The sequence below is a fragment of the Streptomyces sp. NPDC043878 genome (genome assembly GCF_056435735.1).
Map to the genome: position 1 here is coordinate 1 of NZ_JBWKDW010000013.1, position 13,243 is coordinate 13,243.

Below are 13,243 nucleotides of genomic sequence, written 5' to 3' on the forward strand. Positions count from 1 at the left end.
CCTTCCTCGTGAGTTTTGGTTTTCGTGTTGGGGGGGGGGGCCTCCTGACCCTACCAACGAGGGCGGGCGTGGCCCCGGAAGAACCCCCCCCCCCCCTTCTCCGTGCCGGTGGGTGTCAGACGTTGAACCCGAGCGCGCGCAGCTGCTCGCGACCGTCGTCCGTGATCTTGTCGGGGCCCCACGGCGGCATCCACACCCAGTTGATGCGCAGTTCGCTGACGAGGCCGTCCGTGGCGGACTTGGCCTGGTCCTCGATGACGTCGGTCAGCGGGCAGGCCGCCGAGGTCAGGGTCATGTCGATCGTCGCGATGTTCGCGTCGTCGACGTGGATGCCGTAGATCAGGCCGAGGTTGACGACGTCGATGCCCAGTTCGGGGTCGACGACGTCGTACAGCGCCTCGCGGAGTTCCTCCTCCGAGGCCGGCTTCATCTCAACGGTCTCGCTCATGCCGTCTTCCTTTCGGCTTCGGCTCCGCCCAGGGCCTGGGCCGTCGCGTCCTTCCACGCCATCCAGCTCAGGAGGGCGCACTTCACCCGCGCCGGGTACTTGGAGACACCGGCGAACGCGACCGCGTCCTCCAGCACCTCCTCCATCGCGTCGTCGGGCTCGATCCGGCCCTTGGACTGCATCAGCTCCAGGAAGGTCTCCTGGACCTTCTGCGCGTCCGCCAGGTCCTTGCCGACGAGGAGTTCGTTCAGTACGGAGGCGGATGCCTGGCTGATGGAACAGCCCTGCCCCTCGTAGGAGACGTCCTCGATCGTCGTGCCGTCGTACTTCACACGCAGGGTGATCTCGTCGCCGCACGTCGGGTTCACATGGTGCACCTCGGCGTCGCCGTCCCTCAGACCACGCCCGTGCGGGTGCTTGTAGTGGTCCAGGATGACTTCCTGGTACATCGAATCCAGCTTCATGTGATCGTCGTCCCGTCCGTCAGCCGAAGAAGTTCCGTACGTGCTCCAGGCCGTCGACCAGCGCGTCGATCTCCGCCGGCGTGGAGTACAGGTAGAACGACGCTCGCGTGGTCGCAGGAATTCCGTACCGCAGGCACACGGGGCGGGCGCAGTGGTGGCCGACCCTGACCGCGATGCCCTGCTCGTCGAGGACCTGGCCCACGTCGTGCGGGTGGATGTCGCCGAGCGTGAAGGAGATCGCCGCACCCCGGTCCTCGGCCGTGGTCGGGCCGATGATCCGCAGGTCGGGGACCTCCGCGAGCCTGCGCACCGCGTACTCGGTGAGCGCGTGCTCGTGAGCGAGGATCTTGTCCATGCCGATCGCGTCGAGGTAGTCGATCGCCGCGCCGAGACCGACCGCCTGCGCGATCGGCGGCGTGCCCGCCTCGAACTTGTGCGGGGCGGGAGCGTACGTCGACGAGTGCATCGACACCGTCTCGATCATCTCGCCGCCGCCCAGGAACGGCGGGAGGTCCTCCAGCAGTTCCTGCCGGCCCCACAGGACGCCGATGCCCGTCGGGCCGCACATCTTGTGACCGGTGAAGGCGACGAAGTCGGCCTGGAGGGCCTGGACGTCCAGCGGCATGTGCGGCGCGGCCTGCGAGGCGTCGATGCAGACCAGCGCGCCGACCTCCTGCGCGCGGCGCACTATCGCCTCGACCGGGTTGACGGTGCCGAGGATGTTGGACACGAGGACGAAGGAGACGATCTTCGTCTTCTCCGTGATGACCTCGTCGATGTTGGAGAGGTCGAGCCGGCCGTCGTCGGTGAGGCCGAACCACCGCAGCTTCGCGCCCGTGCGCTGCGCGAGCAGCTGCCACGGCACGATGTTGGAGTGGTGCTCCATCTCGGTGATGACGATCTCGGTCTCGTGGTCGACCCGGTAGGGCTCGTCGGCCCAGCCGAGCATGTTGGCCACGAGGTTGAGCGACTCCGAGGCGTTCTTGGTGAAGATCACCTCGTCGCGGCTCGGGGCGTTGACGAACGCGGCGACCTTGTCGCGCGCGCCCTCGTACAGCGCCGTGGCCTCCTCGGCGAGCACATGCACACCGCGGTGGACGTTGGCGTTGTAGCGCTCGTAGTAGTCACTGAGAGCGTCCAGCACCTGGCGCGGCTTCTGCGAGGTCGCCGCGTTGTCCAGGTACACCAGCTTCTTACCGTCGTGGACCTGGCGGTCCAGGATGGGGAAGTCCTTGCGGATCGCCTCGGTGTCGAGGAGGCCCGGCAGCTGTGTCACGCGGATGCGCCACCCTTCACGTATGACTCGTAGCCCTCGTTCTCCAGCTTGTCGGCCAGCTCGGGACCGCCGGACTCGGCGATCCGGCCGTCCGCGAAGACGTGGACGTGGTCGGGCTTGATGTAGCGCAGGATGCGCGTGTAGTGCGTGATCAGCAGGGTGCCGACCTCGCCGGACTCACGGACGCGGTTGACGCCCTCGGAGACGATGCGCAGCGCGTCGACGTCCAGACCGGAGTCCGTCTCGTCGAGGATCGCGATCTTCGGCTTGAGCAGTTCCAGCTGGAGGATCTCGTGGCGCTTCTTCTCACCGCCGGAGAAGCCCTCGTTGACGTTGCGCTCGGCGAAGGCGGGGTCCATGTGGAGGCGCTGCATGGTCTCCTTGACCTCCTTCACCCAGGTGCGCAGCTTGGGGGCCTCGCCGCGGATGGCGGTGGCGGAGGTGCGCAGGAAGTTGGAGACCGAGACGCCGGGGATCTCGACCGGGTACTGCATCGCCAGGAACAGGCCCGCGCGGGCGCGCTCGTCGACGGACATCTCCAGGACGTCCTCGCCGTCGAGCAGCACGGTGCCGCTGGTGATCGTGTACTTGGGGTGACCCGCGAGCGAGTAGGCGAGAGTCGACTTGCCCGAGCCGTTGGGGCCCATGATGGCGTGCGTCTCGCCCTGCTTCACGGTGAGGTCGACGCCCTTGAGGATCTCCTTCGTGGCGTTGTCGGCCTCGACGGTGACGTGCAGGTCTCGGATTTCAAGCGTTGCCATGGGTGCCTCAGGACTCCTGGGTGACGGAGACGAGCACATCGTCCCCTTCGATCTGTACGGGGTATACGGGGACGGGGCGCGTCGCGGGCAGGCCGGACGGTTTGCCGGTGCGGAGGTCGAACGCGGAGCCGTGCAGCCAGCACTCGATCTGACAGTCCTCCACCTCGCCCTCGGAGAGCGAGACGTTCGCGTGCGAGCAGATGTCGTTGATCGCGAACACCTCTCCCCCGGTCTTCACGACCGAGACCGGCGTGCCGTCGAGTTCCACCCGTTTCGGGGTGTCCTCCTCCAGCTCGCTCAGCCCGCAGGCGCGTCGGAACGTCGACGGGGCAGTCATCAGACCGACGCCTCCAGCTCCTCGTCGATCCTGACGAGGAGGCGTTCCTGGAGGTCGGGGACGCCGATCTGCTGGACGAGTTCGGCGAAGAAGCCACGGACCACCAGGCGGCGCGCTTCGTCGGCGGGGATGCCGCGGGCCATCAGGTAGAAGAGCTGCTCGTCGTCGAAACGGCCGGTGGCGGAGGCGTGGCCGGCGCCGACGATCTCACCGGTCTCGATCTCCAGGTTGGGCACCGAGTCGACGCGGGCGCCGTCGGTCAGGACCAGGTTGCGGTTCATCTCGTAGGTGTCGGTGCCCTCGGCCTTGGCCTCGATGAGCACGTCACCGATCCACACCGCGTGTGCGCCCTCGCCCTGGAGCGCGCCCTTGTAGGCGACGTTGGACTTGCAGTGCGGGGTGTTGTGGTCGACGAGGAGGCGGTGCTCCTGGTGCTGGCCCGCGTCCGTGAAGTACAGGCCGAAGAGCTCGGCCTCGCCGCCGGGACCGGCGTAGGCGACGCGCGGGTGGAGGCGCACGAGGTCGCCGCCGAAGGTGACCACGAACGACTTGAAGGTGGCGTCCCGGCCGATCAGCGCGTTGTGCTGGGCCACGTGCACGGCCTTGTCGTCCCAGTCCTGCACCGAGACGACGGTCAGCTTGGCGCCGTCGCCCAGGAGGTAGTCGACGTTGGCGGCGAGCACCGCGTCACCGGTGTGGTCGATGACGACGACGGCCTCGGCGAAGGCTCCCAGTTCGATGACCTGGTGGCCGTAGGCGACCCCGCCCTGGCCGTGCACGGAGATGCGGATCGGCTCGGTGAGCACCGTCTCCCTGGGGACGGAGACCACGCCGGCCTTCTCGAACGCCGAGTACGCCTGGGCGGCGATCCGGTCCACCGGGGTGCCGGCCCTGCCGACGCGGGCGTCGTCGCGGCCGACGGTCTCGACCGTGACGCCCTCGGGGGCCTGGATGTCGACCTTCACGCCTTCGCCGCTCGCGACGGCGCTGCCGTCGTGCAGGCCGCGCAGCCGCTCCAGCGGGGTGAACCGCCACTCCTCCTCCCGGCCGTGCGGGACCGGGAAGTCCGACACGTCGAAGGACGGCGGCGCGCTCATGCGCGTGGCGACGGTCGACTCGGCGGCCACCGCGATCTGGCCGGCGGTGGTGGACCCCACCGGGATATTCGTAGCCTCAGCCATGGCTGTCGGTCTGCTCTCTTTCCTGCGTCAGTGTTCGCTGGCTGCGTCGGGCGGCGGTCTCAGCCGACCGCGCCTTCCATCTGCAGCTCGATCAGCCGGTTGAGTTCGAGCGCGTACTCCATGGGGAGTTCCTTCGCGATCGGCTCGACGAAGCCGCGCACGATCATCGCCATCGCCTCGAACTCGGTCATGCCACGGCTCATCAGGTAGAAGAGCTGGTCGTCGCTGACCTTGGAGACGGTCGCCTCGTGCCCCATGGACACGTCGTCCTCGCGGACGTCCACGTAGGGGTAGGTGTCGGAGCGGGAGATCGTGTCGACGAGCAGCGCGTCGCACAGCACGTTCGACTTGGAGCCGTGGGCGCCCTCGCCGATCTCGACCAGACCCCGGTAGGAGGTGCGGCCGCCGCCGCGCGCCACCGACTTGGAGACGATGTTGGAGGAGGTGTTCGGCGCCATGTGGACCATCTTGGAGCCGGCGTCCTGGTGCTGGCCCTCACCCGCGAAGGCGATGGACAGGGTCTCGCCCTTGGCGTGCTCGCCCATCAGGTAGACGGCCGGGTACTTCATGGTGACCTTGGAACCGATGTTGCCGTCGATCCACTCCATGGTCGCGCCCTCGTACGCCACGGCGCGCTTGGTGACCAGGTTGTAGACGTTGTTCGACCAGTTCTGGATGGTCGTGTAACGGCAGCGGGCGTTCTTCTTGACGATGATCTCGACCACGGCGCTGTGCAGCGAGTCCGACTTGTAGATCGGGGCCGTACAGCCCTCGACGTAGTGCACGTAGGCACCCTCGTCGACGATGATCAGGGTCCGCTCGAACTGGCCCATGTTCTCCGTGTTGATACGGAAGTACGCCTGGAGCGGGATCTCCACGTGCACGCCCGGCGGCACGTAGATGAAGGAGCCGCCGGACCACACCGCGCTGTTCAGCGACGCGAACTTGTTGTCGCCGACCGGGATGACGGTGCCGAAGTACTCCTTGAAGAGCTCCGGGTGCTCCTTGAGGGCCGTGTCGGTGTCCATGAAGATGACACCCTGCGACTCCAGCTCCTCGTTGATCTGGTGGTAGACGACCTCGGACTCGTACTGGGCCGCGACACCGGCGACGAGGCGCTGCTTCTCCGCCTCGGGGATGCCGAGCTTGTCGTACGTGTTCTTGATGTCGTCGGGCAGGTCCTCCCAGGACTCCGCCTGCTTCTCCGTGGAGCGCACGAAGTACTTGATGTTGTCGAAGTCGATCCCCGAGAGGTCCGAGCCCCAGTTGGGCATGGGCTTCTTCTCGAAGAGGCGCAGCCCCTTGAGACGGAGCTTGGTCATCCACTCCGGCTCGCTCTTCTTGGCGGAGATGTCCCGGACGACGTCGTCGTTGATACCGCGCTTGGCAGAGGCACCGGCTGTGTCGGAGTCGGCCCAGCCGTACTCGTACTTGCCCAGGCCCTCGAGCTCGGGGTGGGCAGTCTCCGTGGGGAGCGTCATGCGGGGTTCCTCCCGGCCGTGCTTGCAGATGCGTTGTGGGTGGTGTGGGAAATCTTGGGGATGAACGTCGTGCAGACGCCGTCGCCGTGCGCGATGGTCGCCAGCCGCTGGACGTGCGTGCCGAGCAGCTGGGAGAAGATCTCGGTCTCCGCCTCGCACAGCTGCGGGAACTTCTCCGCGACATGGGCCACCGGGCAGTGGTGCTGGCAGAGCTGCTCACCTTTTCGCGGGAGGGGGGCGCTGCGCGCCGTAGCAGCGTACCCGTCCGCGCTCAGGGCCTTGGCCAGCGCTTCGGTGCGCTCCTCGGGGGCGGCGGCCTCGATCGCCGTACGGTAGGCGGCGGCCTGCTCGGCGATCCTGGCGCGCGCGAAGGCGACGACCGCCTCGTCCCCGCCGAACCGCTCCTGGATCCAGCGCAGGGCGTCCGCGGCGAGCGCGTCGTACGACTGGTCGAAGGCGTCCCGGCCGCAGTCCGTCAGGGCGAAGACCTTGGCGGGGCGCCCGCGCGTCCGGGCGCCGTACACCCGCTGCTCGCGGGGTTCCGCGACGCCGTCGGCGACGAGGGCGTCGAGGTGGCGGCGCACGGCCGCCGGGGTGAGTCCGAGCCGCCCGGCGAGTTCGGTGACGGTCGAGGGCCCGTGGTCCAGGATGGACCGCGCGACCCGGTTGCGCGTCGAGCGCTCTCCGGTCGCGAGCTCCTCCTGAGGGGTCCCCGTGGGGGTCTCCCGAGCCTCACCGACGTTTTTCACAACGCCATTGTTGCGTAATTCCTCAGGGGCAGGCAAGCCGTGTCCGAACCGGGCTCCGGTGCCCTGCATCACTTAGGTTCACCTAATCCGACCTGCGACGACGGTCTGCTGTCGATCGAACGGGTGGCGCGGCCCGGTCCCTTGGGGAACACTCGCCAAACATGTCCACACCCCCTCCGACCGGCCCTCTCGTCACCCGCGGCACCATGGCCGCACAGCTGCGCGCACTCGGCGTACAACCGGGTGAGATCCTCCTCGTCCACTCCTCCCTGAGCTCCCTCGGCTGGGTCTGCGGGGGCCCCGTCGCGGTGGTCCGGGGACTGCTCGACGCGCTCGCCCCGGACGGCACGCTCGTGGTCCCCACCCAGACCGGCGACCTCTCGGACCCGGCGCTGTGGGCGAACCCGGCGGTGCCCGAGGAGTGGTGGACGGCGATCCGCGCCTCGATGCCCGGCTACGACCCGCTGGTCACGCCCTCACGCGGCGTCGGCGTCGTCCCGGAGACCGTTCGGACGTGGCCGGGCGCCCTGCGCAGCGCCCACCCGCAGACCTCGTTCGCGGCCCTCGGACCGCGCGCGGCGGAGATCGTCGGCGACCACGCCCCCGACTGCCGGCTCGGCGAGCGCAGCCCGCTGGCCCGGCTGGAGGCGCTCGGCGCCCGGGTCCTGCTGCTGGGCGCGGGCTACGCGACCTGCACGGCCTTCCATCTGGCCGAGTACCGCATCCCGTCCCCGCTGGTGCGGGTGGGACGGCCGGGGCCGCTGGGCTGGGAGGTGGTGACCGAGGTGTCGATCTCCTCGGAACGGTTCGACGAGCTCGGCCACGACTTCGAGCGGGACCGCCCCGCCGGCCGTCCCGTGGTCCGCGGAAAGGTCGGCGCGGCCGAGGCGCGGCTGTTCCCGGTGGCGGACGCGGTGGCCTACGCGGAGCGGTGGCTCGCCCTGCACCGGCCCCGTGAGGAGGAGCTCCCGCCCCCTCCCCCACTCTCGGCTCCGCTCGAACGGGGGGACCCCCACCTCTGAGCGGCAGCCGGCGTACCTAGACTCTGGACCCATGCGAAGTGAGCCCGTGGTCCAGGTCCAGGCCCTGGTGAAGCGGTACGGCAGGAAGACCGCGGTGGACGGCCTCGACCTGGTGGCCCGGCCGGGCGTGACCGCCGTACTCGGCCCCAACGGGGCGGGCAAGACGACCACGGTCGAGACCTGCGAGGGGTACCGGAGGCCGGACGCCGGCACGGTGCGCGTCCTGGGCCTCGACCCGGTCGGACAGTCCGCGGCCCTGCGGCCCCGGATCGGCGTGATGCTGCAGTCCGGCGGGGTCTACCCGGGCGCGCGGGCCGACGAGATGCTCCGGCACGTCGCCCGGCTGCACGCCCGTCCGCTGGACGTGGACGCCCTCATCGAGCGCCTCGGCCTCGGCAGCTGCGGACGCACCACCTACCGCCGGCTCTCCGGCGGGCAGCAGCAGCGGCTCGCGCTGGCGATGGCCGTGGTGGGCCGCCCGGAACTGGTGTTCCTGGACGAGCCGACCGCGGGGCTCGACCCGCAGGCCCGGCACGCGACCTGGGACCTCGTGCGGGACCTGCGCGCCGACGGCGTCTCCGTGATCCTCACCACCCACCACATGGACGAGGCCGAGCAGCTCGCCGACGACGTCGCGATCATCGACGCGGGCCGGGTCATCGCCCAGGGCTCCCCGGAGGAGCTGTGCCGCGGCGGCGCGGAGAACACGCTCCGCTTCACCGGCCGGCCCGGTCTCGACGTCGGCTCCCTGCTCAAGGCGCTCCCCGCGGACTGCACGGCCGCCGAGCTGACACCCGGTTCCTACCGCGTGGTCGGCAAGGTCGATCCGCAGCTGCTCGCCACGGTCGCCTCGTGGTGCGCGCAGCACGGGGTGATGCCGGACAGGATCTCGGTGGAGCGGCACACCCTCGAAGACGTCTTCCTGGAGCTGACCGGCAAGGAGTTGCGCGCGTGACCACCGGCACCTACACCCCCGCGCCGGGGGCGGCACCCCTGCCCCGCATGATCGCGGCGCAGGCGGCGCTGGAGACGAGAATGCTGCTGCGCAACGGCGAGCAGCTGCTGCTGACCGTGGTGATCCCCACACTGCTGCTGGCCCTCTTCAGCTCGGTGGACATCGTCGACACCGGCGCGGGCGAGGCCGTCGACTTCCTGGCGCCCGGCATCCTGGCGCTCGCCGTGATGTCCACCGCGTTCACCGGGCAGGCCATCGCGACCGGCTTCGAGCGCCGCTACGGCGTCCTGAAGCGGCTCGCGTCCTCCCCGCTCCCCCGCTGGGGCCTGATGACGGCCAAGACGGCGTCCGTGCTGGTCACGGAGGTCCTCCAGGTGATCCTGCTGACGGTGATCGCCTTCGCCCTGGGCTGGTCGCCGCACGGCAACCCGTTCACCGTGCTGCTCCTGCTGGTCCTCGGCACGGCCGCCTTCTCCGGGCTCGGCCTGCTCATGGCGGGCACCCTGAAGGCGGAGGCCACACTGGCCGCCGCGAACCTCGTCTTCCTGCTGCTGCTGGTCGGCGGCGGAGTCATCGTCCCGCTGGACAGGTTCCCGGCCGGGGTGCAGGACGTCCTCGCCCTGCTGCCGATCTCGGCGCTGTCGGACGGTCTGCGCGACGTCCTCCAGCACGGCGCCGGAACCCCCTGGGGCGACCTGGCGATCCTCGCCGTGTGGGCGGTCGTGGGTCTGGCCGCGGCCGGCCGCTTCTTCCGCTGGGAGTAGCCCGGCCCGGACCTCGCGCCCGCGGTGCGGCGGGCGCGGACCGGACGCGTGCTGCGGCCCCGGACCGGACGGGTGTGCGGCCCCGGACCGGGCGCTGAGCGGCGGCCGGGACCAGACGCGCCGGGACCAGACGCGCAGGCGGCCCCGGACCGCACGCGTGGGACGGCCGCGACCGTACGCTGTGCGGCGGCCCCGGACCCGACCCTCGTGAACGCGTGCACAAGCGGCCGCCTACGATGGTGGGCGTGCCCAACGTGACCCGCGCCGACGCCGTAGCGGCCGTCCGCAACCCGCTCGCCTTCATCGCCGCCCGCTGGACCCCGGATCCCCGGACCGTGCAGCGGGCGGCCCTCGCCGCGCTCGTCATGTCGGTGGTCATCGTGGTCACCGGCGGTGCCGTACGGCTCACCGGCTCCGGCCTCGGCTGCCCGACCTGGCCCAAGTGCACCGACGACTCGCTCACCACCACCGGCGCCATGGGCGTGCACGGCGTGATCGAGTTCACCAACCGGATGCTGACGTACGTCCTGTGCGCCGCCGTCGGGTGGGCGATCGTCGCGGCCCGCTCCGAGAAGCCCCGCCGGCGCACCCTGACCCGGCTCGGCTGGGCGCAGTTCTGGGTCGTGATGGGCAACGCGATCCTCGGCGGGATCGTCGTGCTGGTGGGCCTGAACCCGTACACGGTCGCCGCGCACTTCCTGCTGTCCTCGGCGCTGATCGCGGTCGCCACCGTGATGTGGCAGCGCACCCGGGAGGGCGACGGGGCGCCCCGTCCGCTGGTCGGCAAACCCATCCAGCAGATGGTGTGGTTCCTGGTCGCCGCCGCCGTGCTGCTGATCGCCGTGGGCACCGTGGTGACCGGCTCGGGGCCGCACGCGGGTGACTCCAGCGAGGTCGAGCGGATGCCGCTGGACTGGGAGACCGTGAGCAAGCTGCACGCGGTGCTCGCCTGGATCGTGGTGACGCTGACCTTCGCCCTGTGGTTCGTCCTCAAGGCGGTCGACGCCCCCGCGGGACCCCTGCACCGCACCCGCGAACTGTTCCTGGTGCTGCTCGCGCAGGGCGTCATCGGCTACGTCCAGTACTTCACGAACCTGCCCGAGGTCCTGGTCGGTCTGCACATGCTCGGCTCGGGCCTGGTGTGGATCGCCGTGCTGCGCGTGCTGCTGGCGCTGCGCGAACGCCCGGACCAGGTGGTCGACCTGCCGGGCCCGGCGGCCGAGGCCACCCTGGGCACGCGCGCGTAGTCACCGCCGGCGGGCGGCGCCGGTTACCGCCACCGCGCGTCACCCGTACGTCGTCACCAGCGCGTCGATCGCCGGGCCCAGGTAGGCCCGGGTCAGCTCGCCCCTGCGCGTCACCCACTCCTCCGTGGGCGGCGCCGGCCGTTCGTAGCGCCGGCGCCGGACGTCCTCCACCACCTCGGGCGGTGCGCCGAGGCCGGGCAGCTCCCGCAGCGCCTCCCCCTTGGTGATCAGCCGTCCCTCGCGCAGGGTCACCGTGGCCCGCGCGAACGTCGTCAGCCCCACGTCGACCCAGTCGTCCTGCCGCCACGGGCGTGCCTTGTCGACGGCCGGCCGCCAGAAGTCCCGCTGATCGCGGACGACGAACGCGCCGACCTCCCCGTCGGACACGGGCGGAAGCAGCCCGGCCGGGGGCCGGCCGTGCAGCACCCGTCCGAACACGTGCAGTTCGCGCCGGGTGACGGGGGTGACCGGACGGCGCATCACATGGTCGTGCGCCCAGGTCAGGTGCCGTTGTTCCGGGTCGTCGAGCGCGTCGGGGGCGAAGTAGCTGCAGTGCAGCTTGCGGGCGAGCGGCTCGGCGCGCAGCCGTCGGTGCAGGGTGACGACCCGGCGGACGGTGGCCAGGGTCACGGGCCTGCCGAGCACCGCGAGCAGGTCGAGGTCGCTGCGGCCCTCCTGGTAGTCACCCCCGGCGAGCGAACCGTGCGCCCAGACGGCGACGGGCGCGAGCGCCGTGAGTTCGGCGAGGAAGCGGTCGAGTAACGCGTCGGTCTGCATCGGTCCAGTCTGTACAGCTCACTCCAGCCCGTACACCCTGCGGGCGTTGCCCGCCGCGATCAGGCCCGCCACCCGCTGCGCGTCCGCCAGCGACCACGCGCCGTCGGCGACCCAGGTGCCGAGCACCCGCGCCACAGCCTCGCGGAACAGCCGCGCCCCCACGACGTGCAGCTCGGGCAGGCCGTGGGCCCCGCTGGCGAACAGGATCTTGCCGAAGGGGGCCAGCTCCAGGATCTCCGCGAGGACGGTCGCGGCCCGGGCACCGGTGCGGACCAGGGCGGCGCCCGAGTCGGCGTAGACGTGCGGGAAGACGCCGGCGAGGTGGGCGGCGTGCCGGTGGTAGGGGTAGCCGTGCAGCAGGACGAGGTCCGTGCCCAGCCCGGCCGTCGCCCGCACGAAGTCGGTCAGCAGGACCGGGTCGGTGCGGTCGGTCCGCAGGCCCGGTTCGCCGAGTCCGGCGTGCAGCTGAAGGGGCAGCCCCGAGGCTACGGCGATCCACAGCAGGTGTCTGAGCAGCACCGGGTCGCTCAGCTCGCCCCCGACCCGGCGCCCGGCCAGCCACCGTCCGGCCGCCCCCCGCACCTCCCCCGGGCCGGGCGGTTCGGGCGCCAGGGCGAGCCCGTGCCGCACGCCCGCCACGGAGGTGAACGCCACGGCGTTCGCGGCGGCGCCGTGCACCGACTCGGCGAGGTTGGCGAGGAAGGACTCGACGGTGCCGGAGGTGTCGGCGACCTGCTCGGCCAACAGCTCCAGGCGCACGATCTCGCGGGCCTCGGCGGCTCCGGCCGACGCCATCTCGGCGGCTCCGGTGAGGTCGCCGGGCAGCCCGGTGTCGACCAGGTAGGTCGTGATGCCGCTGCCGCGCAGCAGCCGGCGGCCCGATTCCCATACGCCGAGTTCACGGCGCCGGGCGAGATAGCGGGCGGGCGGGCAGTGCGGTTCCAGGCCGAGCAGCGGGGGGCACCAGCGGCGTACGGCGAAGCCCGTCTGGGTGTCGAACAGCGTGGTGCCGGGCGCGGGCGGGCCCTCGGTGCGGGCCAGCTGGGCCTCGAAGGTGCCGAGACCCAGCTCCGTTCTCAGCACGCCGTGGCAGTACTGGTCCACGAGGGACGGCGTTTCGATCATCCGGACTCCCCGCGCGCGTGGACCGCGTCCTCATATGGACTCATACGGTCCTAACGGGTGAACCGGGCGTCAGGTGATGCTCTCGCACACGCCGTGTGAATGCGCGCCGGGCGCCGGGCGCCTCAGGGGTTCTTCGGGCCGCCGATCTGGATGCCCGCCATGCGCGTCCACTCGTACGGGCCGGTCGTCACCCTCGCGGCGAACTCGCCGTCGAAGGCCTCGTGGACGGTGATGCCGGCCTTCTCGACCGCCCGCTCGGCCACCGCGTAGGAGGGTGCGACGAGGTCGCCCCAGCCGCCGTCCGCGCCGACGAGCACGATCCGCGCCCCGCGCTGTCCGAGGTAGGCGACCTGGCCCTCGGCCCCGCCGTGCGCCGTGGAGAAGCCGCCGATCTGCTTGGCGAGCCGGGCCGCCGCGCGCTCGGCCTTCGCGGCCTGCCTGGCGTCCGTGCCCTCGTCAACCTGCTGCGTGTCTGCCATGGCCAGATGCTACCCACGGGTAGATCCAACGGCGACGGGGGGGGGGGGGGGGGGGGGGGGGGGGGGGGGGGGAGGGGGGGGGGGAGGGGGGGGGGAGGGGGGGAGAGAAGGAAAAGGGAGCAGGAGAGGGGGGGAAGAGGGGGGGGGGGGGGGACAGAGGGGACAGCGCCACCCAAA

At 71.1% G+C, this 13,243-nt stretch carries 15 protein-coding genes; 4 read left to right on the forward strand and 11 right to left on the reverse strand.

Annotated features, from left to right (window positions below; translation table 11 throughout):
- Nucleotides 1–115: 115 nt before the first annotated feature.
- The 8 genes from AC07AZ_RS19070 to AC07AZ_RS19105 are packed head-to-tail and all read right to left on the reverse strand — an operon-like array spanning nucleotide 116 to nucleotide 6,697.
- On the reverse strand, nucleotides 116–448 hold the full coding sequence (locus tag AC07AZ_RS19070) for a metal-sulfur cluster assembly factor (RefSeq protein WP_362665776.1): 333 nt from the start codon (nucleotides 446–448) through the stop codon (nucleotides 116–118).
- Nucleotides 445–912: a Fe-S cluster assembly sulfur transfer protein SufU gene (sufU, locus tag AC07AZ_RS19075; RefSeq protein WP_356048010.1), complete on the reverse strand. Its 468-nt coding sequence runs from the start codon at nucleotides 910–912 to the stop codon at nucleotides 445–447. Before sufU ends, AC07AZ_RS19070 begins: the two co-directional genes overlap by 4 nt.
- A gap of 19 nt (nucleotides 913–931) precedes the next feature.
- The gene (locus tag AC07AZ_RS19080) at nucleotides 932–2,188 is read right to left on the reverse strand and encodes a cysteine desulfurase (protein ID WP_478849146.1); all 1,257 of its coding nucleotides are present in this window, start codon (nucleotides 2,186–2,188) and stop codon (nucleotides 932–934) included.
- Complete coding sequence (gene sufC, locus AC07AZ_RS19085) at nucleotides 2,185–2,949, reverse strand: Fe-S cluster assembly ATPase SufC (RefSeq protein ID WP_478849148.1); 765 nt, start codon at nucleotides 2,947–2,949, stop codon at nucleotides 2,185–2,187. The genes AC07AZ_RS19080 and sufC overlap by 4 nt, the downstream gene beginning before the upstream one ends.
- Before the next feature lie 7 nt (nucleotides 2,950–2,956).
- The gene (locus AC07AZ_RS19090; RefSeq protein WP_478849150.1) at nucleotides 2,957–3,286 is read right to left on the reverse strand and encodes a non-heme iron oxygenase ferredoxin subunit; all 330 of its coding nucleotides are present in this window, start codon (nucleotides 3,284–3,286) and stop codon (nucleotides 2,957–2,959) included.
- Nucleotides 3,286–4,467, reverse strand: coding sequence for a Fe-S cluster assembly protein SufD (gene sufD, locus AC07AZ_RS19095; RefSeq protein ID WP_478849152.1), 1,182 nt, complete (start codon nucleotides 4,465–4,467; stop codon nucleotides 3,286–3,288). Before sufD ends, AC07AZ_RS19090 begins: the two co-directional genes overlap by 1 nt.
- 59 nt (nucleotides 4,468–4,526) lie before the next feature.
- Nucleotides 4,527–5,948 carry a Fe-S cluster assembly protein SufB gene (sufB, locus tag AC07AZ_RS19100; protein WP_478849154.1) on the reverse strand — a complete coding sequence of 474 codons (1,422 nt, stop codon included), beginning with the start codon at nucleotides 5,946–5,948 and terminating at the stop codon, nucleotides 4,527–4,529.
- Nucleotides 5,945–6,697: a helix-turn-helix transcriptional regulator gene (locus AC07AZ_RS19105; protein WP_478849156.1), complete on the reverse strand. Its 753-nt coding sequence runs from the start codon at nucleotides 6,695–6,697 to the stop codon at nucleotides 5,945–5,947. The genes sufB and AC07AZ_RS19105 overlap by 4 nt, the downstream gene beginning before the upstream one ends.
- Before the next feature lie 161 nt (nucleotides 6,698–6,858).
- Here AC07AZ_RS19105 and AC07AZ_RS19110 point away from each other — a divergent pair, with 161 nt between their 5' ends.
- The 4 genes from AC07AZ_RS19110 to AC07AZ_RS19125 all read left to right on the forward strand — a co-directional run bounded on the left by AC07AZ_RS19110 (nucleotide 6,859) and on the right by AC07AZ_RS19125 (nucleotide 10,685).
- Nucleotides 6,859–7,719 carry an AAC(3) family N-acetyltransferase gene (locus AC07AZ_RS19110; RefSeq protein WP_478849158.1) on the forward strand — a complete coding sequence of 287 codons (861 nt, stop codon included), beginning with the start codon at nucleotides 6,859–6,861 and terminating at the stop codon, nucleotides 7,717–7,719.
- Between the two features lie 31 nt (nucleotides 7,720–7,750).
- Entirely contained in the window at nucleotides 7,751–8,674 is a 924-nt protein-coding gene (locus AC07AZ_RS19115; protein WP_478849160.1) for an ABC transporter ATP-binding protein, read from the forward strand.
- A 47-nt stretch (nucleotides 8,675–8,721) separates the two neighbouring features.
- A complete protein-coding gene (locus AC07AZ_RS19120) occupies nucleotides 8,722–9,438 on the forward strand; it encodes an ABC transporter permease (RefSeq protein ID WP_478849541.1) in 717 nt (238 codons plus the stop codon).
- A gap of 236 nt (nucleotides 9,439–9,674) precedes the next feature.
- The gene (locus tag AC07AZ_RS19125) at nucleotides 9,675–10,685 is read left to right on the forward strand and encodes a COX15/CtaA family protein (protein ID WP_478849543.1); all 1,011 of its coding nucleotides are present in this window, start codon (nucleotides 9,675–9,677) and stop codon (nucleotides 10,683–10,685) included.
- Between the two features lie 39 nt (nucleotides 10,686–10,724).
- Here the strand turns inward: AC07AZ_RS19125 and AC07AZ_RS19130 are convergent, their stop codons facing one another.
- The 3 genes from AC07AZ_RS19130 to AC07AZ_RS19140 form a co-directional block, all read right to left on the reverse strand.
- Nucleotides 10,725–11,462, reverse strand: a complete 738-nt coding sequence (locus AC07AZ_RS19130; protein ID WP_478849162.1) for a nucleotidyltransferase domain-containing protein — start codon at nucleotides 11,460–11,462, stop codon at nucleotides 10,725–10,727.
- An 18-nt stretch (nucleotides 11,463–11,480) separates the two neighbouring features.
- Nucleotides 11,481–12,587, reverse strand: a complete 1,107-nt coding sequence (locus tag AC07AZ_RS19135) for an amidohydrolase family protein (RefSeq protein WP_478849164.1) — start codon at nucleotides 12,585–12,587, stop codon at nucleotides 11,481–11,483.
- A gap of 122 nt (nucleotides 12,588–12,709) precedes the next feature.
- Complete coding sequence (locus AC07AZ_RS19140; RefSeq protein ID WP_478849166.1) at nucleotides 12,710–13,066, reverse strand: hypothetical protein; 357 nt, start codon at nucleotides 13,064–13,066, stop codon at nucleotides 12,710–12,712.
- Nucleotides 13,067–13,243 lie beyond the last annotated feature (177 nt).